The sequence below is a fragment of the Amycolatopsis sp. TRM77291 genome (assembly GCF_054166285.1).
Window position 1 is genome coordinate 809,481 of sequence record NZ_JBSZHF010000001.1, and the last position, 21,959, is coordinate 831,439.

Here is a 21,959-nt window from a genome sequence, read left to right on the forward strand (position 1 = left end):
CTTCGGGTTCTAACCCGAAACGCCACTCACGACCCGCTCGCCAGGTGCAAGCCGACGCGAACTTCCGACCCGGGCTTAAGCCGCGCCGACCTTGCGTTCGAAGACCAGGCCCTCGGCGGCGCGCAACCCGACGCTGATCGCGCCGGTCAGCACCCCGTCGTCGCCCAGTTCGCCCTGGACGACCGCCGGGACCAGGGGAGTGAACGAGCGCAGGGCGCGATCGATCGGGTCGAGCAGCAGATCGGCCGCAGTGCCGATCCCGCCGCCGAGCACGATCAGTTCGGGGTCGATCACCGCGGCCACCGAAGCCACGGTGTACGCGAGCCTGTCGGCCTCCGCCTCGACGGCGCGCAGGGCGAGTTCGTCGCCGTCCCGGGCGAGCCGGAAGACCTCGCGGGCCGATTTCGCCGTGCCGAGGCCGAGTTCGCGCGCGCCGCGCACGACGGACTGCGCCGCCGTCGCCTCTTCGAGGTGGCCGCGGACCGGCGGCGAGTCCTCGCCTTCGCCCGCCGCGTGCGACTGCCCGTACGGCAGGTACCCGATCTCGCCCGCCGCGCCCGTGGCGCCACGGAAGACCTGGCCGTTGACCATCACACCCATACCGACACCGGTGCCGATGGTGATGCAGCCGAACACGGACGCGCCGCGCGCGGCACCGCGTTCCCATTCGCCGACGGCGGTGAGATTCGCGTCGTTCTCGACCATCAGATCCGGGCCGAGGACGGCTTCGAGTTCGTCGAGCAGGCCCGCCTTGCCCCAGCCGGGAAGGTTCGGCGCGTGCCGGAAGCAGCGTTTGTCCGGGTCGGCGACGCCGGGGGAGCCGAGGACCCGCACGACGATGTCCGCCTGCGACAGTCCCGCTTCGCGCACGGTGGCCGCGGCGAGGGCGCCCACCGCGCTGACGAGCGCGGTGCCCGACCGCGAGGTGTTCCGCTCGTCACGGCGGGCGACCACGGTGTGGCCGAGGTCCGAGACGGCGACGCGCAGATGCTCGCGTCCGATGTCGACACCGAGGACGTAGCCCGCCGTGGGATCCGCTTCGTAGAGGACGGCGGACCGGCCGGTGCCGGTCGAGGTGTGCCCGGTCGCCCTGGCGAGACCGGCCGCTTCGAGCGCCAGTAACGCTTGGCTCACCGTGGGTTTCGAAAGTCCGGTGTCCTTCGCGACCTGGGGCCGCGTCGCCGGGCCGCTGCGGCGCAGGAGGTCCAGCACGGCGCGCTGATTGATCTTCCGCATCCCGGCGGGGGTGCCGACGGGTGGGTTTTCTGCGCCAACCACGAGCTTCGCCTCCTGTCGAACCAAGGTGTTCCACCAAAGTTATCCGCCTCCGGCCCGAAATGGGCAAGAAGGTTTACATTCGGTGGTCCAAGGCGACGATAAACGTGCCCGCGCCGCGAATCGCGCACGCCGCGCGCGAAAAACCGTGATTCACCCGGTATCCGTGCGCGTGCTCCCAGTGACCGGTAATGGTCTAGACCAGATGGTCTCAGGCCACGTGGCGGCTCGCCGGGCGCCGGAAACCCCTGTGCTGACGGGGCCGTTCGGGGACTTCGCCGGTTTCGTGGTCCGGTTCGGCGGTGTGGGAATCCGGGTAACCGGCCGTCGTCGCCGGGCTGGGGCGGTTGCGCAGCCGGTGCTGGCGGTTCACCACGAACAGCAACAACACCCCGGCGACGACCAACCCGTGCGTGAGCACCCGTCCGGCGGTCACCTGCCCGGTGACGAGGTCGCCCGCCGACAACGCCAGCAGGAGCGCGACGAAACCGGTCAGCGCGGGCAGCTGCCCGGCCGCCGCCTTCGTGCGGACGGCCGCCCAGCCGAGGCCGACACCGACGGCGAGGTTCCACGCGCTGCTTTCATGCGAAAGGTGCCCGATCAGGGATTCCGTGCCGTGTCCCGCGGTGTGGTCTTCCACGCCCAGGAGCTGGGCGAAGGCGAGGCCGAGCTGCGCGATCGCGACCAGCGCGAGCGCGATCCTGGCCGTCCAGCCCTCACTCGGCGGGGCGGGCGTGCGTTCGAGGATGACGGCGGTGAGGTCCGGGACCGGGGGAGCGGGCCGCAGCGCCATCGCCCGGTGCATCCGCTCGGCGCGCGAAAGCCACGACCGGCAGGCGGGGCAGCCGGCAACGTGCCGGTCGACCACCTCGGGCGGGGCGGGTTCGGTTTCGCCGTCGAGCCGGGCCGACAGGGCCTCGCGGCAGGTCTCGCACTTCACGTCTCACTTGTCGGGCGCGGGCCTGCCCCGGTTCCCGGGACGCTGCTACGTTTCTCGTATGGCCAGGCCGCGCAACCACGACGACGAGCGGGTGACCGGGCTCGCTCTCGCCGCCGCCCGCGGCGACCGGCGGGCGCTCGAGGACTGGGTGCGTGCCACCCAGGCCGACGTCTGGCGTTTCGTCGCGCACCTCGCCGACGTCGGCGCCGCCGACGATCTCACCCAGGAGACGTACCTGCGGGCGTTCGGCAGCCTGCGGCGGTTCGCCGGCCGGTCCTCGTCGCGGACCTGGCTCCTGTCGATCGCGCGCCGTGTCGTCGTCGACCGTATCCGGGCGGCTTCGGCACGACCGAAGCTCGCCGACGTCGACTGGGAGGCCACGGCCGAGCGGCGTGGCGCCCGCCAGGCCGAGGGTGTCGCCGGTTTCGAGGATCTGGTGGAGCTGCGGATGCTGCTCGACGGGCTCGACCCGGAGCGGCGCGAGGTCCTCGTCCTCACCCAGGTGCTGGGGCTCTCGTACGCCGAGGCCGCCGAGATCTGCGGCTGCCCGGTCGGCACCGTGCGCTCGCGTGTCGCCCGTGCCCGCGAGGACCTGCTCGAAGCGGGCCGGGAGCGCGACTCCATCTAGCCCTCGCTGTGGCGCGCCACACATTCGGGGTCGTTCGCTGTCATCTCGTCACACAGATGGGCCGACCCGACTACTCCGCGTTGACTAGGCCGAATGCCGATGCCTAGCGTGTCGCCATCCAACCCCAGGCCGCGCGAGGGTCCCCGCCTTCTCCGCGCGCTCTCGAAGGGATGTTCCCGATGGCCAGTCCCACCACTGGAACCCAAGGCGATGTTCCGGACTCAGGCGGTCTCGGCCGCCGCCGGTTCCTGAGCTTCCTCGTCGCCGCGCCCACGCTCACGATCGCCACGAAGATCGGTATCGACACCGTCGCGCCCGAAGAGGCTGAAGCCGTCATCCCGACCCCGCCCGGGCCTGCCGAGCTCCTCGACCTCGGTGACGTGCTGATCCTGTCGAACGCCCCCACCGCCGGTCTCCTGGTGCTCGAAGTCCGCGAAGACGGCCGCGTGCGGCTCGAACTGCCGCGGACCGAGGTCGGCCAGGGCATCACCACGGCGAACGCCATGCTGGTCGCCGAGGAGATGGACCTGCCGCTCGACCGCGTCGACGTCGTCCTCTCCGACGCCCGTTCCGAGTTGCTGTTCAACCAGCTGACCGGCGGTTCCAACACGATGCGCTCGCTCTACACGCCGGTGCGGACCGCGGCCGCCGCCGCGCGCGCCCGGCTGGTCGCGGCCGCCGCCCGGCAGTGGGGTGCCGAGGCCGCCCGGCTGTCCACAAGGGACGGTGCGGTGATCGCGCCCGACGGCCGCCGGGCAGGCTACGGCGCGCTGGCCAAGCCGGCCGCCCGCGCAGACCTCGGCAAGGTGACCGCGACCCCGAAGGCGGAGTCCGCGCACAGGCTGGTCGGCACGCCGCAGTCGCGCAAGGACGCCCGCGCGATGGTCACCGGGCAGCTGCAGTACACGCTCGACCTGGACATCCCCGGCGCGAAGCCGGTGATGGTCCGCCGTCCGCCGACGATCAACGGCACGGTCAAGAAGGTCAACAACGAGGCCGCCGTCCGAGCGATGCCGGGCATCATCGACATCGCCGTGATCAAGACCGGGGTCGCGGTGATGGCCGAGACCTTCGGCCAGGCGCTGGACGGCAAGAACGCGCTCGACGTCACCTGGAACGGCGGCACCGTCGACGGCGAGAACAACGCGACGATCAAGAAGAAGCTGCAGGCCGCGGCGCTCCCGTTCGTCGTGCCGCCGCTGCTGACCCAGTACGTCGACGGCGAGTTCGACTTCGCCTTCGCCAGTCACGCGCCGTTGGAGACCAACTCGGCCGTCGCCGACGTCCGGGAGGACAGCGCGACCATCTGGTCCGGGATGAAGGTCCCGATCCTCGCGAAGCAGAACATCGCGCAGGAGCTCGGGCTGCCGGAGAACAAGGTCACCGTGCACGTCCAGCAGGCGGGCGGTTCCTTCGGCCGGCGGCTGTTCTCCGACGGCGCCATCGAGGCCGCGCGTGCCTCCAAGGCGTTCAAACGGCCGGTGCGGTTGATGTGGAGCCGCATCGACGACATGCGCCACGGCCGCGCGCGGGCCGCGAGCCACCACAAGATCCGCGCCACCTTCGCGCTCGGCCAGGTGCTCACCTTCGAGCATCGTGTCGCCAGCGTGGAAACCGACTGGAGCCACGGGCTCGGCGAGGTCTTGACCGCTTTCGCCGCGGAACTGCCGGTCGGCGGCAACTTGAGCTTCGCGCAGACGGTGTTCCTGCTGACGGTGAAGTCGCCGTACAACTTCGGGGTCACCACGCAGCTGCTCAACGAGGTCCCGGTGGACTTCCACACCGGCGCCTGGCGGTCGGTGTACTCCGCGAGCACGCGGGGCGCGGAAGAGATCATGGTCGACGAGATCGCCGCGAAACTCGGCAAGGACCCGGTCGAGTTCCGGCGCGAGTTCATCAAGAACGACCGGCAGCGCGCGGTGCTGGACAAGGTCGCCGAACTCGGCGAGTGGGGCAAGAAGATGCCGAAGGGTTTCGCGCAGGGTGTCGCCGTGCACGGCGAGTACAAGTCGTACACCGCCTGCCTCGTCGAAATGGACGCCCGCGACCCGAAGAAGCCGCGTGTCACCAAGGCGACCATCGCGGTCGACGTCGGCAAGCCGATCAACCCGCGCGGGATCGAGGCGCAGATGCTCGGCGGCCTGACCGACGGCATCTCCACCACGCTGACCGCGGGTCTGCACATCGACAAGGGCCTGCCGCTGGAAGGCAGCTACTCGCAGTTCCACTACGCGCGGCAGAAGAACTCGCCGACGGACGTCAAGGTGTTCGTGATGCCGGAGACGGGCGAGATCGGCGGGGCCGGGGAGCTCGGCGTGCCCGCGCCGGTCGGCGCGATCGGGAACGCGTACGCGCGGGCCACCGGGATCAAACCGCGCAGCTTCCCGATCAACTTCCCGGTCGACTTCGAACCCTTCCCCCGCTGACCTCCAGGAGTTTTCGATGCCCAACTACACCTTCACGGTGAACGGGAAGACCGTCACCGTCGACGCCCCCGCGGATCTGCCCATGCTGTGGGCCCTGCGGGACAAGCTCGGCGTCCGCGGCCCGAAGTACGGCTGCGGGATCAACGTCTGCAAGGCCTGCACCAGTCACCTCGACGGCGAGGCGTTCAACCCGTGCGTGACGCCGGTGTCCGAGTGCTCGGGCAAGGAGGTCACCACCATCGAAGGCCTCGCCGACGGCGACGACCTGCACCCGGTGCAGGAGGCCTGGCTGGAGCAGGACGTCGCGCAATGCGGATACTGTCAGCCGGGGCAGATCATGGCCGCGGTGGCGCTGCTGAAGAAGACGAAGAACCCGACCGACGCCGAGATCGACGCGATCCAGAACGTCTGCCGGTGCGGCACCTACTTCCGGATCCGCGAAGCCATCAAGAGCGCGGCCGCGAAGCTGTGAAATCCCGCCGGTGCGGTGGAAATCCCGATTTTCCGCCGCACCGGCGGCGCCCGCCGGGTTCGACAGGCCGCCGGCGGGCAAGTCGTGTTAGATGGCGTCCCCNACGCGATCCAGAACGTCTGCCGGTGCGGCACCTACTTCCGGATCCGCGAAGCCATCAAGAGCGCGGCCGCGAAGCTGTGAAATCCCGCCGGTGCGGTGGAAATCCCGATTTTCCGCCGCACCGGCGGCGCCCGCCGGTTTCGACAGGCCGCCGGCGGGCAAGTCGTGTTAGATGGCGTCCCCAGGGGCTCGACGAGGAGTCCCTGCCCCGGAGGACGTCCATGCACTACCGAACTGTGCTCCGCGAAGGTTCGGCCGCCGTCGTCGCCGAGCTGGCCGTGGAGGTCGAGAAGCAGCTGCCGGCGCTCATCGACGGCACCGTCGGGCGGATCCGTGCCGAGATGCCGGTGTACCGCGACGCGCAGTTCGTCAGCCTCGCCGAACTGCGGACGTCGGTGCGGAACAACCTCGAGTTCGTCATGCGGACCCTCCGCGGCACGGAGGAACCCGACCTCTCCCAGGCCAGGGCGACCGGGCGCGCCCGCGCACTGCAGGGCGCGCCGCTGCCGGAGCTCCTGCGCGCCTACCGGATCGGGCTCACCGAGGTGTGGAACCGGTTCGTCGAGCTGACCGCTTCGAGCGAACACCAGGACCTCCGAGGCCTCGTCGCCGCCACGTCGGCGATCTGGGCGCTGATCGACGACTACGCCGAGGCGCTGACGACGACGTACCGCGACACCACCGCCGAAGTCATGCTGGCGCACCAAAGCAGACGCTCCGCGTTGGTCGAGGCGCTGTTCGCCGGCGGCGCGGCCACCGAGGGCACGCTGTGGGACATCGCGCGCGTGCTGGAGCTCTCGCTCGACGGGACCTATGTGGTCGTCGCCGCCGAGACCCCGCGCGTCGGGCACGAACCGTTGCCCCAGATCGAAAACCGGCTCCGCGAACGGCATCACGCGTCCGCCTGGCGGCTCACCCCGGACCTGCAGGTGGGCGTGGTCTCGATGCGGGATCCGGTGGCCTCCCAGGTGATCATCGAGCTGTTGCGGGAGAACCAGACCGGCCGGATCGGGGTCAGTCCGGTGTTCACCGGACTCGGGAACACCTCGCGCGCACTGCATCTCGCCCGCGTCGCGCTCTCCAGCATGATGCCGGGGTCGACGGGAATGGTGCAGTTCAACGAATCCCCGCTGGCCGGACTCGTCGCCAGCGCGCCGGAGGCGTCGGTCCAGCTCGCGCACCACGTGCTGCGACCGATCCTGGACCTGCCCGGCGACGACCGGAACGTGCTCCTGCTGACGTTGCGGGCGTGGTTCGAATGCCAAGGCTCCACGAAACTGACGTCCGAGCGGATGTTCTGTCACCCCAACACGATCCGGCACCGGCTGAAGCGGATTTCCGAGGAACTGGGGCGTTCGCTGACCGACCCGGCGGACATCGCCGAACTCGGCGCGGCCCTGCGCGCGCTCCACATGTTCCCGGACACCTCGCATCTGCCTTCGCCGAGGGATCCGCTGCGCTAGGTTTCTCCCATGGAACAGTTCGCCATCGGCGGAGACCTGCCCGTACGCCGGATCGGTTTCGGTGCCATGCGCCTGCCGACCGAAGCAGGACCCGGACGTGAGCATTCGATCGCCGTCGCGCGGCGCGCGGTCGAGCTCGGCATCACGCTGATCGACACCGCGCATCTCTACGGCGGGGGAGCGAACGAGGAGCTGCTCGCCGAAGCGCTGTATCCGTACCCGGACGACCTGGTGGTCACCACCAAGGTCGGCGTCGTGCGGACCGGCGACGACTGGAAGTACGACGCACGCCCGGAATCGCTGCGGGTGCAGGTCGACGAGGGCCTGCGGCGGTTGCGCGTCGAGCGGATCGAGCTGCTGCAGTTGCACCGCCTCGACCCCGAAACCCCGCTGGCCGACCAGCTCGGCGCACTGCGGGACCTGCGCGACGAAGGCAAGATCGGCCGGATCGGGCTGTCCGAAGTCACTGTGGACGAACTCGCGCGGGCACGGGAGATCGTGGACATCGCGAGCGTGCAGAACCGCTACAGCCTCCTGGACCGCTCGTACGAAGCGGTGCTGGACGCGTGCGAGGCGGCCGGAATCGCTTTCCTGCCTTGGCGTCCCGTGCTCGGCGCCGCTTCCGAGGCCGGTTCCGAGCTCACCGCCGTCGCCGCCGAACTGGGAGTGACCACGGCGCAGGTCGGGCTCGCGTGGCTGCTGGCGCGGTCGCCGGTGATCCTGCCGATCCCCGGGACGGCGAATATCGCGCACCTGGAGGAGAACTTCGCCGCGGGGGACGTGAAGCTGACCGCCGAGCACCTGGAGCGCTTGTCCTCGTGAGGGGTCGGGTGGAGGCACGTGGCGTTCGGGGCGCCGCGCTCACCGGTCCGTGAAGGCCTCCTTACCTATCCTGAAGGTAGGGAAGGGGCCCTTCACTACCAGCCGATGTGGGCCGCCCCTGTCGCGAAAGCCACTTTCGGGACACTGAGCGTCGCGAAAGTGGCTTTCGCGACACGCCCGAGCCACTTTCGGGACACTGAGCGTCGCGAAAGTGGCTTTCGCGACACGCCCGATTTGCCTTACCCCTCAAGAGAACCGACCACGAGGTTGGACCGGCACGGTGCCTGAAGTACATGAAGGCCCCCTTCCTTGCGCCTGGCGCAAGGAAGGGGGCCTTCATGTACCTGGCGAGGTCGGACCTGGGACCAACCGGACTAGAGCTTGACGGCCTCCACGAGCACCCGCCGCGAGTGCGCGACGAACTTCCCGTCGGTCTCGATGATCCGATGGAGTTCCGCGAGCCTGTCGCGGTAAGTCTGGACCTCGAACCCCGGCACGATCCAGATCACCTTCCGGAGGAAGTGGACGACGGCGGCGAGGTCGAAGAACTCCATCCGCAGTTTCGCCGGTTCGAGGCGCTCGACGCGCAGCCCGACGGCCTCCGCCTCGACGCGGAGGACGTCGGGCGTCCAGCCGCCGTAGTCCTGCGGGCCGAGGAAGAACTCCTTCAGCTCCCGCACGGTTCCGGCTCCGATCTGTTGCGACAGAAAGGTTCCGCCCGGACGCAGCACGCGGGCGATCTCCCGCCACGGGTTCGCGATCGGATGGCGGCTCGTCACCAGATCGAAGGACTCGTCGGGGAACGGCAGCGGCGCGTCGTGCTCGGCCTCGACCACCTCACCGCCCAGCGGTGCGAGATTCCTCCGGGCGACCTCGACGTTCGGCGGCCAGCCTTCGGTGGCGGCGAGGACCGGCGGCGGTTCCGGGATGCCCGCGAGCACCTCGCCGCCGCCGGTCTGCAGGTCCAGCCCGGCGGCGGCCTTCGCCATCCGCTCGCCGAGGAGCCGCGAGTAACCCCACGGCGGCCGCTCCTCGGTGGCCCGGCCCTCGAACCACGAGAAGTCCCAGCCTTCGACCGGGACGGCCTCTCCTTCGGCGAGCAGATCTTCGAAAGTCATGTTCGCAGTCTCGGCTCCCCGGCCTCGCGGGGCAACGCGATTTCGGGTGTCATCCGGCGTCGGTCGAGCGCTTCCAGAGGTTGATGTCGGCCTCTGTGGCGTAGCGGTCGATCTCGGCCAGCTCCTCATGGGTGAAGTGCAGGTTCTTCAGCGCGCCGACGTTGTCCTCCAGCTGGGCGACGCTGCTCGCGCCGATCAGCACCGACGTCATCCGCGGGTCGCGCAGGCCCCACGCGAGCGCGAGCTGCGCCAGCGTCTGCCCACGCCTCTGCGCGATCTCGTTCAGCGCCCGGATCTTGCCGAGCGTGCTCTCGGTGATCGTGTCCGGATTGAGCGACTTCCCTTGCGCCGCACGGGAATCTTCGGGAACGCCGTCGAGGTAGCGGCTGGTCAGCAGCCCCTGCGCGAGCGGCGAGAAGGCGATGCAGCCCGCGCCTTCGGCTTCGAGCGTGTCGAGCAGTTTGTCGCCTTCGAGCCAGCGGTTGAACATCGAGTACGACGGCTGGTGGATGAGCAGCGGGGTGCCCAGTTCGCGCAGGAGCCGCGCGGCCTCGGCGGTCTTCTCCGACGAGTACGACGAGATGCCGACGTACAGCGCGCGTCCGGAGCGGACGGCGGTGTCGAGCGCGCCGACCGTCTCTTCGAGCGGCGTCTCGGGGTCGAAACGGTGCGAGTAGAAGATGTCGACGTAGCCCAGGCCCATCCGGCCGAGCGACTGGTCCAAAGAGGACAGCAGGTACTTGCGCGAGCCCCATTCGCCGTACGGGCCGGGCCACATGTCGTAGCCGGCCTTGGTCGAGATGACCAGTTCGTCCCGGTAGGGCTTGAAGTCCGAAGCCAGCAGCCTGCCGAAGTTCTCCTCGGCCGAGCCGTAGGGCGGGCCGTAGTTGTTGGCGAGGTCGAAATGGGTGATGCCCAGGTCGAACGCGCGCCGCGCGATGTCCCGCTGGGTGCCGAGCGGCTTGTCGTTCCCGAAGTTGTGCCACAGGCCCAGCGAGATCGCGGGCAGCTTCAGGCCACTGCGCCCGGTGCGGCGGTAGGGGATGCTCTCGTATCGGCCCTCGGCCGCGACATAGGTGCTCACGGGCCCGATGCTAGCCGCCGGAGGCGCGCGAGAAGAGGGTGGCGACGGCGCCGAGGTGATCTTTGAATGCCGAAGGGCTCTCGACCTCGAAGGGCGCGCCGATGGCGGCGAGGATCAGGACGGGCCAGTCGAAGGTGTCGACGTTCATCGTCAGACGACACGAGGTCTCGTCGATCGCTTCGAGTGCGCCGCCGAGGTACCGCACGGCCGATTCGACCTGTGCCTTCGGCGCCTCGACCCGGACGACCAGCGAATGCGTGGTCGGCCTCGCCTTGATCTGGGCTTCGACGAACTTGACCGCGTCGCCGCCGGGGATCTCGCGCGGGCGGTAGCGGGCGCCGGTGGTGCGAGGCTCGCTGAGCCTGTCGACGCGGAACGTGCGCCAATCCACCCGATCGAGGTCCCAGGCCACCAGGTACCAGCGCCGTCCGAGTGAGACGAGCCGGTGCGGCTCGACCAGCCGTGCGGACTCCTCGCCGCCGCGCGCCGCGTAGTCGAACTTCAGCCGCTCGTCGTCCCGGCACGCCTGCGCGATCACCGTCAGGCTGGCCGCGTTGACCCGGGGGCCGGTGACGGCCGCCGGCGTCGTGTACGCCTGGAGCGCGTCGACACGTCTGCGCAACCGGGGCGGCATCACCTGGACGACCTTCGTCAGCGCCCGGACCGAGGTCTCTTCGATGCCCTCCACCGAACCGCTCGCCGCCGTCCGCAGGCCGACCGCGATCGCCACGGCCTCTTCGTCGTCCAGCAGCAACGGCGGCATGACCGTGCCCGACCGCAGCTGGTACCCGCCCGCCACGCCGCGGCTCGCGTTGACCGGATAACCCAGCTCGCGCAGCCGCTCGACGTCGCGCCGCAGCGTCCGCTCGCTCACCTCGAGCTTGTCGCTCAGCTCGGTTCCCGACCAGAAGCGGTGTGTCTGCAGCAGGGACAGCAGCCGCAGCATCCGCGCACTCGTATTCGCCATGAATCCAGGTTCGCTCGCATTCCGGTCAGAAAGTGGCCGGAATTGACTTTAGCGTTGTTCCCATGACGATGACACTGGACACCCCGAGCGGTGTGACCACGGAAAACGTGGAGAAGTCCTACCGCTGGCGCTGGCCCGCGCTGTTCGTGATCCTGACCGGGTCGGTGATGGAACTGCTCGACATGACGGTCACGAGCATCGCCGGACCGGTCATGCGTGCCTCGCTCGGCGGCGGCACGGCGATGATCCAGTGGCTCGGCGTCGCCTACACCCTCGCGATGGTGTCCGGCCTGCTCACCGGCGGGCGGCTCGGCGACATCTTCGGCCGCAAGCGCATGTTCTTGATCGGCGCGATCGGTTTCGTCGTCGGCTCGCTGTTCTGCGCGGTCGCGGTGAACCCGGAGATGATCATCACCGCGCGGGTGGTGCAGGGCCTCTTCGGCGCCGCGATGGTTCCGCAGGGCCTCGGCATGATGAAGGAGATGTTCTCCGGCAAGGAACTTCAGTCCGCGTTCGGCATGTTCGGCCCGGTGATGGGGCTCGCCGCGGTCGGCGGCCCGATCCTCGCGGGCTGGCTGGTGGACGCCGATCTCTTCGGCACCGGCTGGCGGATGATCTTCCTGATCAACCTGCCGATCGGCGCGCTGGCCGTGCTCGCCGCGCTCAAGTTCCTTCCCGAGTCCCGTCCCGGCGGTTCGCTCACCCTCGACATCCCCGGCGCGTTGCTCGCGACGACCGGCGCGCTGCTGATCGTCTTCCCGCTGGTGCAGGGCCGCGAGTACGGCTGGCCGCTGTGGACGTTCGCGATGATGGCCGCCGCGGTCGTGGTGTTCGGCGTGTTCGCGTGGTTCGAGAAGCGCAAGAGCCGCCGCGGTGGTGACCCGCTGGTCGAGCCGAGCCTGTTCCGCAAGCGCAGCTTCCTCGCCGGGATGGCGACCGGGACGATCTACTTCGCCGCGTTCTCCGGCTTCGGTCTGGTCTTCACGCTGTACCTGCAGTTCGGGCTCGGTTTCTCGCCGCTCAAGGCCGGGCTGACCGGCGTGCCGATGTCGCTGGGGATGATCGTCGGGATGGGCCTGGTGCAGGCGGTGCGCAAACACGGCCGCAAGGTGCTGCACACCGGCGCACTGATCATGACCGCCGGCGTGGTCGCGTTGCTGCTGCTTCTCGGCCCGGAGACGGGTCCCTGGCAGATCGCGCCCGCGTTGCTGGTGGTCGGGATCGGCTCGGGCCTGATCATGGGGCCGTACTTCGAGATCGCGCTGTCCGGAGTGGAACCGTCGGAGGCCGGATCGGCGTCGGGGGCGCTGACGTCGCTCCAGCAGGTCGGCGGCGCGCTGGGGCTGGCGCTGCTGGGCACGGTGTTCTTCGACGCCGGGCCCGCGGATCCGACCGGCGCCGCCCAGCGGACGTTCTGGGTGGTCGCGGTGATGGTGATGCTCACCTTCGCGGTCGGGTTCCTGCTGCCGAAGCGGATCCGCGACGTAGAGTCGGCCGGGTAGGCGATCGAGCTGGGAGGCCGCGTGGCTGGGACCGGGTACTTCACATCCGTCGAAGACGTGACGGCGAAGCTCGCCGACACCGGCTACCTGGCCTCCGCGGCCGTCGCCACCACGGTGTTCCTCGCGGACGCCCTCGGCAAGCCGTTGCTGATCGAGGGGCCCGCGGGGGTCGGCAAGACCGAGCTGGCGAAGGCTGTCGCGCAGGCCAGCGGCTCCCGGCTCGTGCGGTTGCAGTGCTACGAAGGCGTCGACGAGTCGCGTGCGCTGTACGAGTGGAACCACGCGAAGCAGCTTCTCCGGATCACCGCCGGCAAGGACGAGACCTGGGACGAAGCCCGCAACGACATCTTCGGTGAAGAGTTCCTGCTGGCCAGGCCGTTGCTGACGGCGATCAAGGGCGACGAGCCGACCGTTCTGCTCATCGACGAGACCGACAAGGCCGACGTCGAGATCGAGGGCCTGCTGCTGGAGGTGCTCGGCGACTTCCAGATCACCGTCCCGGAACTCGGCACCATCACCGCCGGGCGCAAACCGTTCGTGGTGCTGACCTCCAACGCGACGCGTGAGCTTTCCGAGGCGCTGCGACGGCGTTGCCTGTTCCTGCACATCGATTTCCCCGACGCCGCACTGGAGCAGCGCATCGTGCGGCTCAAGGTGCCGGGCGTCGACGACGCGCTCGCCGCGTCCGTGGTCAAGGTGATCACCGCGCTGCGGGCGATGGAACTGCGGAAGGCACCGTCGGTCGCCGAAACCATCGACTGGGCCCGCACCCTGCTGGCACTCGGCGCCGACAGCCTCGGCGAGGACGTCGTCCGCGCGAGCCTCGGCGTCATCCTCAAACACCAGGACGACGTCGTGAAGGCGGACGCGCGGCTGGAACTCGGCAAGGTCCTCGGCTCGTGAGCGGTGTGCCGGGCAGGCTCGTCGAATTCGTGGAAGCGTTGCGGGAGCACGGGATCCCGGCGGGTCCCAGTGAGACGGTCGACGCCGCCGCGGCACTCGTAGTGCTGGGCCTTGCCTCCCGTGAGCAGATGCGTGAAGGGCTCGCGGCGGCGCTGGTCCGGCGCGGCGGCCAGCGTGCCGTGTTCGACGCGACGTTCGACATCTACTTCCCGCTCGGCGTCGGCGCCCCGTCACAGGATCCGGTCGAAGACCTGGTCGCGTTGCGGGATCGGCTCGCCGCGGCGCTCGCCGCCAACGACCAGACGGAACTGACGCAACTGGCCGGGCTCGCCGTCGACATGCTGGGGGAGTACGGCGGTACGGCGGGAAGCGGCGGCTGGTCGGCGCACCAGACGCTGGAACGGCTTCAGCCACAGACACTCGTGGTCCGCGTCCTCGAAGCGATCCGCGCGGGCGGCCAGGAGGATTTCACCGACCGGCTGGACCGCGACGACGTCCGGCGGCGGGTCGAAGGCTTCCGTGGGCTGGTGCGGACCGAAGCCCGCCGCAGGGTGGCGGAAGTCCGTGGCAGGGAACGGGTTTCGCGGCACGCCGTGCCGCCGGCGGCCGACCGCGTCGACTTCCTGCTCGCCAGCCGCGCGCAACTCGCCGAACTCCGCCGCGTCGTCCAGCCGCTGTCGCGCAAGCTCGCCACCCGGCTGGCCGCCCGGCGACGGCGGCACGCGCGCGGGCAGATCGACCTGCGCCGGACACTGCGGCGCTCGCTGTCCACCGGCGGCGTCCCGATGCGGCCGTCGTACCGGCGGCACCGGCCGGGACGGCCGGAAATCGTGCTGCTGTGCGACATGTCGGGTTCGGTGGCCGGTTTCGCGAACTTCACCATGCTGCTGGTGCAGGCCCTGCGCGACCAGTTCAGCAAGGTGCGGGTGTTCGCGTTCATCGACGCGTGCGACGAGATCACCCATCTCGTCGACACCGGCGCCGCCGATCCGGAGGACCTCGGCGCGCGTATCCTCGCCGACGCGGAACTGACCCGCTGGGACGGGCACAGCGACTACGGGCACGCGCTCGGCGAGTTCGCCGAGCGCTATTCGGACGCCGTGGGGCCCAAGACGTCCCTGCTCATCCTCGGGGACGCCAGGACCAACGGCGGCGACCCGAATCTGGAGGCGGTGCGGGGGATCGCCGCCGCGGCGAGGCATACGTACTGGCTCAACCCGGAGCGGACCGCGCTGTGGTCCACCGGGGACTCCGAGGCGCACGCGTACGCCCAGGTCGTAGAGATGCACGAATGTCGGAACGTGCACCAGCTGTCGCGGCTGGTCACCCGGCTTCTGCCCGCCTAGGGCTTTAGGGCGACCTTGCCGTACGCGTCGGCGTTGCTGAACACTTCCTGCCCGTACGCGGTGGAGTTGTTGTAGGTCAGCACCGCGGTCCACCAGCCGGCGGGGTCTCCGAGGTCGCCGCCCCGGGCGCACATGTACCGCGCGGTCGTCATCGCCGCGTCGTCGATGTTCTGCGGGTCGGGCGCGGCGCCGTCGCCGCTCGCGCGGACGCCGTACCGCTTCCAGGTGGCGGGCAGGAACTGCATGGGCCCGACCGCGCGATCCCACTTCGCGTCGCCGTCGAGGGCGCCCTTGTCGGTGTCGACGACCGCCAGCACACCGGGGGAGCCGTCGAGCGGGATGCCGATGATCGGCGGCGTCACGACGCCGTCCTCACCGGCGCGGGAACCGTCGTGCCGGGCGTGCTGGGACTCGGTCCGGCCGATCCCGGCGATGGTCGCCCAGGTGATTTCGCAGCGTGGAGTGGTCTTCGCGGTCTTCTCGGCGGCGTTCACGTAGGCCCGCAGCGCGCGCGAGGGGATGTCCGTGTTCTCCGACACCTTCGCGATCCAGGCGTCCTTCGCGGCCTCGGCAGGCAGCGGCCCGGCGTCGCCGGGGATCGCCGAACGCGGGGCGGGCTTGAGCGCGGGGACCTCGAACGCCGGCTTGACCGGCACCGGCTCGCGGTCGTTGAGGCTGATCACCACCCAGACGGCACCGGCGACCAAGGCGCCGACGACCAGGAGCGCGAGCATCACGCAGCCACGCGGGCCACGTTTCCTGGGCGGCTGTTCCCACTGGTCCATCAGGTCCAGTGTCGAAGGGGACGAAGCGGTCACCGGTTCCACGGTACGTGACGAATGTGGAGAACTTGTGTGGCCCGCCGTGCGGGTGACCCGGCCCACCTCCGCGTTTCGTCCTCTGAATGCGGTCCTTGCGCGTGCAACTACCGCAAGTAGAGGACTAACTGCGGGGTGCGATCGCCCCTTTTGCCCGGTTGACAGCGCTTCGGGCGGGTGGTGAGACTGGTCCGCGTTAGGAAGGTTTCTTAACGAGGGCTCGCCGCGCCCCTGCTTCACGGAACGCAACGACGCTTCTGAAGGAGGCACAGAGTGGTACGCCCAAGATGGCGGGCGGCGCTGGTCACGGTGCTCGCGGCCGCCTCGGTCCCGATCTCCGCCCAGGCCGCTTCCGCGGCTCCCGTCCGCTACGAGTCCGAGAACGCGACGATCTCACGCGGCGTGGTCGAATCGAATCACACCGGCTTCACCGGATCCGGCTTCGTCAACTACGACAACGTCACCGGTAGCTACGTCGAGTACACCGTCAACGCGGCGCAGGCCGGGCAGCACACGCTGACCTTCCGCTACGCCAACGGCACGACCGCCAACCGCCCGCTAGACATCACCGTCAACGGCTCCATCGCCGTGGACGACCTCGGGTTCGCCGGCACCGGCGCGTGGACGACCTGGCGCACGGTCACCACCACGGTGAACCTCGCCGCGGGCGCCAACGAGATCCGCACCACCGCCGTCACGTCGAACGGCGGCCCGAACGCGGACTCGCTGTCGGTCGAGGCCAGCGGCGGTTCCAACGACACCGAAGCGCCGACGGCGCCGGGCTCGCCCACCACGTCGAACGTGACCTGTGGCAGCGTGACCCTGACCTGGCAGTCGTCGTCCGACAACGTCGGCGTCACCGGATACCGCGTGCTCCGGAACGGGCAAACCGTTGCCACGACGGTGAATCCGCCCGCGACGGTGAGCGGGCTCGCCGCGTCGACGGCCTACTCGTTCACGGTGGTCGCCCACGACGCGGCGGGGAACACGTCCGCACCGAGCGCCGTCGTCTCCGCCACCACCCCGGCGTGCGGTACCGGGACACCGGTGTCGATCAACGGGAAGCTCCACGTCTGCGGCGTCAAACTGTGCAACCAGTACGGCAAGCCCATCCAGCTGCGGGGGATGAGCACGCACGGGATCCAGTGGTACAGCCAATGCGTGAAGACCGCCTCGCTGGACGCGCTGGCCAACGACTGGAAGGCCGACATCCTGCGCGTCGCGATGTACATCCAGGACGACGGCTACGAGAGCAATCCGCGCAAGTTCACCGACATGATGCACAACTACATCGAAGAAGCGACGAAACGCGGGATGTACGTCCTCGTCGACTGGCACCAGCTCGACCCGGGCGACCCGAACGCGAACACCCATCTCGCGAAGACCTTCTTCACCGAGATCGCCCAGCGGCACAAGGACAAGGTCAACATCATCTACGACGTCGCGAACGAACCGAACGGCGTCAGCTGGGCGGACGTGAAGCGGTACGCCGAAGAGGTCATCCCGGTGATCCGCGCCCAGGATCCGGACAGCGTCGTCTTCCTCGGGACGCACGGCTGGTCGACCTTCGGCGTCTCCGACCAGCGTGACGAGACCGACATTCTGAACGACCCGGTGCGCGCCACCAACATCATGTACACGTTCCACTTCTACGCGGCGTCGCACCAGGACGAGCACTACGACGCACTGGCGCGGACGGCCGACAAGCTCCCGGTGTTCGTCACGGAATTCGGCACCCAGACCTACACGGGTGACGGCGGGAACGACTTCGCCTACTCGCAGAAGTACCTTGATCTGCTGGCCGCCAAGAAGATCGGCTGGACGAACTGGAACTTCTCCGACGACTTCCGCTCCGGTGCCGTGTTCAAGACCGGAACCTGCGCCGGGAACTCCTTCACCGGCACTTCGATGCTGAAGCCGGCCGGTGTCTGGGTGCGGGACCGCATCCGCACGCCGGACGACTTCCCGACCGGCTGACCTCCCGCATTTCGTCCTCTGGATGCGGTACTTGCACGGGCAAGGACCGCATCCAGAGGACTAATTGCGGTTAGAGAGCCAGGCGTCGATCTCTTGGTGGATCGAACGCTTGAGCTCGGCGGGCGCGAAGGACGCGTCGACGGACGCCCGGGCGAGGCCCGCGAGCGCGAGGTCGTCGTAGGCGAACGCCTCACGAGTGCGCAGGAACTCGTCGGTCAGCGTCGTCCCGGTGACCGAGGGGACGTCGGTGCTGAGGGTGACCACGAGCCCGGCGTCGACCAGCCGGGGGAGCGGATGCTCCTCGAACGAGGGCACGAGCCCGAGCGTCACGTTCGACGACGGGCAGACCTCCAGGGCGATACCGCGTTCCCGTACCTCGGCGACCAGCGCGACGTCCTCCAGGATCCGGATGCCGTGGCCGATCCGTTCGCTGTGCCCGACCTCCAGCGCCTCGCGGATGCTGGCCGGGCCGGCGTCCTCGCCCGCGTGGTGGATCAGGTGGAGCCCCGCCTCCTCGGCCTCGTCGCAGATCCCGGCGAACGGCGCGAGCGGGTATTTCTCCTCCCCGGCGAGCCCGATGGCGAACACCCCGTCCGGGGCGTACCGGCGGGCCAGGTCGAGGGTGAGCCGGGCACGGTCGACCGACCGGCGGCGCGAGTGGTCCAGCAGCACCCGCCAGTGGAGCCCGTGTTCGGCCGCGCCCACCGAGAGTCCTTTGAGGACGGACGCCAGCGGCATGTCCGGCTCGCCCAGCCGTTCGCCGTGCGAAGCCGCCGTGAAGGTGACCTCGGCGTAGCGGACGCCGTCGGCGACCTGGTCCTCGCAGAACTCGCGCGCCACCCGTTCGAAGTCCTCCGGCCTCCGCAGGCAGGACCGCAGCAGCCCGTTGTAGTCACCGAACGCGCGGAAGCCATCGAAAACGGGTTGTTCCGCGGGTACGGCGATGCCGTTCGCCTCGCCGATGTCACGGAGCGTGTCCGGCCGGATGGTGCTTTCGAGGTGGACGTGCAGATGGGCCTTGGGCAGCAGAGAAAGATCCCGCATGAACTCGAATTTAGTGCGCCCGGCCGCCTCGCGCGCCCGGTTTTCCGGCGGCCCGGTATCCGAAATGAGTGATTCGGCTCGCCGCGGGGAACCCTGGGGGCACCACCGGTCGTTGAGCAGGACACCAGACGACCCCGAGGAAAGGGACCACAGTGCCTCTACTGCGGAAGTTGACCGCCCTGGCCGGCACCGCCGGGGCCGTGCGCGCCTACGTGCGGAAGAACCCCGAAAAGGTCTCCAAGGTCGTGAACAAGGCGGCGACCTTCGTCGACCACAAGACCAAGGGCAAGTACCACAGCCAGATCGACGGCGCGGTGCGGAAGGTCGACGGGATGACCGGGCGGCCGCCGCGCCGGCCCTACGAGCACTAGGCGTCGGCTAGCGTCTCGAGGATCTGCTCGCCGTATTTCGCGAGCTTGTTCTCGCCGACGCCGCTGACGGTACCCAGCTCCTGCAGCGTGGTGGGCCGTTTGGTGGCGATCTGGCGCAGGGTCGCGTCGTGGAAGATCACGTACGCGGGCACCCCCTGCTCCTTCGCCGCCGCGGCCCGCCACGACCGCAGCAGCTCGAACACCGGCGCCGCCTCGGCGGGCATGTCGGCCGCCGCTGCCTTCTTCGCGCTGGACCGGGCCGCGGCCTTCGCCGCCCGCTCCGGCTCGCGCCGCAGCTGGACCTTCCGCTCCCCGTTCAGCACCTCGGCGCTGCCCTCGGTCAGCACCAGCGAGCCGTAGTCGCCCTCGACCGCCGCGAGGCCCTGCGCCAGCAGCTGCCGCACCACGGCCCGCCACTCCGGCTCCTTCAGCTCCGTGCCGATCCCGAACACCTTCAGCGAATCGTGCCGGTGCTGGGTCACCTTCGGCGTCGACTTGCCGAGCAGGATGTCGATGATCTGCCCCGCACCGAACTTCTGGCGCCGCTCGTTCTGCAGCCGGACGATGGTCGAGAGGATCTTCTGCGCCGGGATCGTGCCGTCCCAGGTCTCCGGCGGCGCCAGGCAGGTGTCGCAGTTGCCGCAGGGCTCGCTCCGCTGCCCGAAATAGTTCAGCACCTGCACACGACGGCATTCGACCGTCTCGCACAGCGCCAGCATCGCGTTGAGGTGGGCGCTCAGCTGCCGCTTGTGCGCCTCGGACCCCTCCGACATGTCGATCATCTTGCGCTGCTGCACGACGTCCTGGAGTCCGTACGCCAGCCACGCCGTCGACGGCAGCCCGTCACGGCCCGCGCGCCCGGTCTCCTGGTAGTAGCCCTCGACGGACTTCGGCAGGTCCAGATGCGCGACGAACCGTACGTCGGGCTTGTCGATGCCCATGCCGAACGCGATCGTCGCGACGACGATCAGCCCGTCTTCGCGCAGGAACCGCGACTGGTGCTTCGCGCGGGTGCGCGCGTCCAGCCCGGCGTGATACGGCACCGCCGGGATCCCGTTCTCCACCAGGAAATCCGCGGTTTTCTCGACCGAATTCCGTGACAGGCAGTAGACGATGCCCGCGTCGCCCTTGTGCTCGGTGCGCAGCAGCTCCAGCAGCTGCCGTTGCGGCGAGTTCTTGCCGACGATCCGGTACTGGATGTTCGGCCGGTCGAAGCTCGCGACGAAGTGCCGAGCGTTCTCCAAATTGAGCCGGGACGCGATCTCGGCGTGCGTCGCCTTGGTGGCGGTGGCGGTGAGCGCGATCCTCGGCACGTCCGGCCAGCGCTCGTGCACCGCGGACAGCATCAGGTAGTCGGGCCGGAAGTCGTGGCCCCACTGGGACACGCAGTGCGCCTCGTCGATCGCGAACAGCGAGATCTTGCCGCGGTCGAGCAGCCGTACCGTCGACTCCACCGAGAGCCGCTCGGGGGCCAGGTACAGCAGGTCCAGCTCGCCGGCGACGAACGCGGCCTCGACCCTGTTCCGCTCGGCGTAATCCTGCGTCGAGTTGAGGAAACCCGCGCGGACGCCGAGGTTGCGCAACGCGTCGACCTGGTCCTGCATCAACGCGATCAGCGGTGAGATCACCACACCGACACCCGGCCGCACCAGCGCCGGGATCTGGTAACACAGCGACTTGCCGCCGCCGGTGGGCATGAGGACGAGCGCGTCACCGCCCGCGATGACGTGTTCGACGATGGCGTGCTGGTCGCCGCGGAAGTCGTCGTAGCCGAAGACGCGGTTCAGCGTCGCGAGGGCTTCCGAGGTACCGATGTCGGGGGCTGCCACCCGGACGATTCTAGGGGCGGGGTCCGACAGCCGACGCGCCCGCGCACCTCAGCGCGGGAATTCCCAGTCCAGCGCCCGGTTTCCGGTGACGACCGGCCGGTAGCCGCCGTGGACCGGCCCGCCGGTCTCGAGCGCGGTCGCGGTCTGCTCCAGCAGCTCGGTCAGGGTCGGGGGCCAGTGATCGAAGCTCACCGAACCCTCGTGGTTCCAGGCGCCGAGCCGCCCGGTGCCGTCGCGCTGGTCGAGGAACAGCCCGTCGCCACCACCGTCGACGGCGACAGGTACGAATCGCCCGTGCCACCACGAGCCGACGCTGTCGTCCCACCCGCTCGAAATCAGCACGTCGCACATGACCTTCGCTTCGCCCGCGATGGTTTCCGTGGAGGCGAGGTGGTGGAACGGGGGCAAGGCGAAGCTGTCGCCGATGCCCGAAACACCGTCGTGCCGCAGCAGGAAGGCGACGAGTTCGGCGGGGAAGGCGACGCCGGTCTCGCGTTGCGCCTGGGCGATCTTCGCGAGCGTCGCGGGCGGGCGGAGGCTCGCCGCCGTCGTCGGCGCGTTGGCCGTCAGCCATCGCTCGACGCGGTCCCAGGCGGCGTTCACCCGGCGGGTGGTCGCCTCGGGTACCGGATCGAGTGCGGCAGGCCCCAGTCCCAGGCGGCAGCCGCTGTCGACGGTCAGCGTCGGCCGGGTCGTGGGCGCGGGCGCGGCGGTCGAGTAGGACGGCGTGCGCGGTGTCGTCGTCGGCGCCGCGTACCACTGCGCTCCCTTGTCCCGCCCGCCACGCACCGTGACCGCGAACACGAGCCCCAGCACGATGACGACACTCGCGACGGCGATCACGACGGCACGCCCCCACCCCTTGCGCATGG

Annotated in this window: 19 protein-coding genes and 1 pseudogene; 11 read left to right on the forward strand and 9 right to left on the reverse strand. The window is 69.7% G+C overall.

Annotation, left to right across the window (positions count from 1 at the left end):
- Positions 1 to 75: 75 nt before the first annotated feature.
- Together ACXIZN_RS03855 and ACXIZN_RS03860 are read right to left on the reverse strand one after the other, a co-directional pair.
- Positions 76 to 1,278, reverse strand: a complete 1,203-nt coding sequence (locus tag ACXIZN_RS03855; protein ID WP_126733660.1) for an ROK family transcriptional regulator — start codon at positions 1,276 to 1,278, stop codon at positions 76 to 78.
- A gap of 208 nt (positions 1,279 to 1,486) precedes the next feature.
- Positions 1,487 to 2,215, reverse strand: a complete 729-nt coding sequence (locus tag ACXIZN_RS03860) for a zf-HC2 domain-containing protein (RefSeq protein WP_457952576.1) — start codon at positions 2,213 to 2,215, stop codon at positions 1,487 to 1,489.
- A 58-nt stretch (positions 2,216 to 2,273) separates the two neighbouring features.
- Between ACXIZN_RS03860 and sigC the strand changes: the two genes are divergently transcribed.
- From sigC to ACXIZN_RS03890, 6 genes and pseudogenes are all read left to right on the forward strand, one after another.
- Entirely contained in the window at positions 2,274 to 2,843 is a 570-nt protein-coding gene (gene sigC / locus ACXIZN_RS03865; protein WP_457952577.1) for an RNA polymerase sigma factor SigC, read from the forward strand.
- Positions 2,844 to 3,022: 179 nt separating this feature from the next.
- On the forward strand, positions 3,023 to 5,269 hold the full coding sequence (locus ACXIZN_RS03870) for a molybdopterin cofactor-binding domain-containing protein (protein WP_457952578.1): 2,247 nt from the start codon (positions 3,023 to 3,025) through the stop codon (positions 5,267 to 5,269).
- 16 nt (positions 5,270 to 5,285) lie between these two features.
- Positions 5,286 to 5,741 (forward strand): (2Fe-2S)-binding protein, encoded by a 456-nt coding sequence (locus ACXIZN_RS03875; protein WP_034324549.1) that lies wholly within the window; start codon positions 5,286 to 5,288, stop codon positions 5,739 to 5,741.
- 105 nt (positions 5,742 to 5,846) lie between these two features.
- Positions 5,847 to 5,924, forward strand: a pseudogene (locus ACXIZN_RS03880) ((2Fe-2S)-binding protein); the annotation flags it as partial.
- Positions 5,925 to 6,064: 140 nt separating this feature from the next.
- A complete protein-coding gene (locus ACXIZN_RS03885) occupies positions 6,065 to 7,306 on the forward strand; it encodes a PucR family transcriptional regulator (protein WP_457952579.1) in 1,242 nt (413 codons plus the stop codon).
- A gap of 9 nt (positions 7,307 to 7,315) precedes the next feature.
- Entirely contained in the window at positions 7,316 to 8,128 is an 813-nt protein-coding gene (locus tag ACXIZN_RS03890) for an aldo/keto reductase (protein WP_457952580.1), read from the forward strand.
- Between the two features lie 374 nt (positions 8,129 to 8,502).
- Here the strand turns inward: ACXIZN_RS03890 and ACXIZN_RS03895 are convergent, their stop codons facing one another.
- The 3 genes from ACXIZN_RS03895 to ACXIZN_RS03905 are packed head-to-tail and all read right to left on the reverse strand — an operon-like array spanning position 8,503 to position 11,297.
- Complete coding sequence (locus ACXIZN_RS03895; protein ID WP_457952581.1) at positions 8,503 to 9,246, reverse strand: class I SAM-dependent methyltransferase; 744 nt, start codon at positions 9,244 to 9,246, stop codon at positions 8,503 to 8,505.
- Between the two features lie 49 nt (positions 9,247 to 9,295).
- On the reverse strand, positions 9,296 to 10,330 hold the full coding sequence (gene mgrA / locus ACXIZN_RS03900) for an L-glyceraldehyde 3-phosphate reductase (protein ID WP_457952582.1): 1,035 nt from the start codon (positions 10,328 to 10,330) through the stop codon (positions 9,296 to 9,298).
- Between the two features lie 10 nt (positions 10,331 to 10,340).
- Positions 10,341 to 11,297, reverse strand: coding sequence for a helix-turn-helix transcriptional regulator (locus ACXIZN_RS03905; protein WP_457952583.1), 957 nt, complete (start codon positions 11,295 to 11,297; stop codon positions 10,341 to 10,343).
- Positions 11,298 to 11,359: 62 nt separating this feature from the next.
- On the opposite strand from ACXIZN_RS03905, the gene ACXIZN_RS03910 reads away from it, so the two are divergent.
- From ACXIZN_RS03910 to ACXIZN_RS03920, 3 genes are read left to right on the forward strand one after another with little or no spacing between them, the layout of a single operon-like run.
- Entirely contained in the window at positions 11,360 to 12,799 is a 1,440-nt protein-coding gene (locus ACXIZN_RS03910; RefSeq protein ID WP_457952584.1) for an MFS transporter, read from the forward strand.
- 21 nt (positions 12,800 to 12,820) lie between these two features.
- On the forward strand, positions 12,821 to 13,702 hold the full coding sequence (locus ACXIZN_RS03915; protein WP_192741216.1) for an AAA family ATPase: 882 nt from the start codon (positions 12,821 to 12,823) through the stop codon (positions 13,700 to 13,702).
- Complete coding sequence (locus tag ACXIZN_RS03920) at positions 13,699 to 15,048, forward strand: vWA domain-containing protein (RefSeq protein WP_457952585.1); 1,350 nt, start codon at positions 13,699 to 13,701, stop codon at positions 15,046 to 15,048. Before ACXIZN_RS03915 ends, ACXIZN_RS03920 begins: the two co-directional genes overlap by 4 nt.
- On the opposite strand, the gene ACXIZN_RS03925 is transcribed toward ACXIZN_RS03920, so the two are convergent.
- Positions 15,045 to 15,866 (reverse strand): lytic transglycosylase domain-containing protein, encoded by an 822-nt coding sequence (locus tag ACXIZN_RS03925; protein ID WP_457952586.1) that lies wholly within the window; start codon positions 15,864 to 15,866, stop codon positions 15,045 to 15,047. The two genes, ACXIZN_RS03920 and ACXIZN_RS03925, sit on opposite strands and share 4 nt — an antisense overlap.
- A gap of 273 nt (positions 15,867 to 16,139) precedes the next feature.
- On the opposite strand from ACXIZN_RS03925, the gene ACXIZN_RS03930 reads away from it, so the two are divergent.
- On the forward strand, positions 16,140 to 17,843 hold the full coding sequence (locus ACXIZN_RS03930; protein ID WP_457952587.1) for a cellulase family glycosylhydrolase: 1,704 nt from the start codon (positions 16,140 to 16,142) through the stop codon (positions 17,841 to 17,843).
- Positions 17,844 to 17,903: 60 nt separating this feature from the next.
- Here ACXIZN_RS03930 and add read toward each other — a convergent pair whose 3' ends face one another.
- On the reverse strand, positions 17,904 to 18,887 hold the full coding sequence (gene add, locus ACXIZN_RS03935) for an adenosine deaminase (RefSeq protein WP_457952588.1): 984 nt from the start codon (positions 18,885 to 18,887) through the stop codon (positions 17,904 to 17,906).
- 152 nt (positions 18,888 to 19,039) lie between these two features.
- Between add and ACXIZN_RS03940 the strand changes: the two genes are divergently transcribed.
- Positions 19,040 to 19,258 carry an antitoxin gene (locus ACXIZN_RS03940; RefSeq protein ID WP_016335889.1) on the forward strand — a complete coding sequence of 73 codons (219 nt, stop codon included), beginning with the start codon at positions 19,040 to 19,042 and terminating at the stop codon, positions 19,256 to 19,258.
- On the opposite strand, the gene recQ is transcribed toward ACXIZN_RS03940, so the two are convergent.
- Together recQ and ACXIZN_RS03950 are read right to left on the reverse strand one after the other, a co-directional pair.
- Positions 19,255 to 21,087: a DNA helicase RecQ gene (gene recQ / locus ACXIZN_RS03945; protein WP_457952589.1), complete on the reverse strand. Its 1,833-nt coding sequence runs from the start codon at positions 21,085 to 21,087 to the stop codon at positions 19,255 to 19,257. The genes ACXIZN_RS03940 and recQ overlap by 4 nt on opposite strands.
- A 48-nt stretch (positions 21,088 to 21,135) precedes the next feature.
- Positions 21,136 to 21,957 carry an SMI1/KNR4 family protein gene (locus ACXIZN_RS03950; RefSeq protein WP_457952590.1) on the reverse strand — a complete coding sequence of 274 codons (822 nt, stop codon included), beginning with the start codon at positions 21,955 to 21,957 and terminating at the stop codon, positions 21,136 to 21,138.
- Positions 21,958 to 21,959 lie beyond the last annotated feature (2 nt).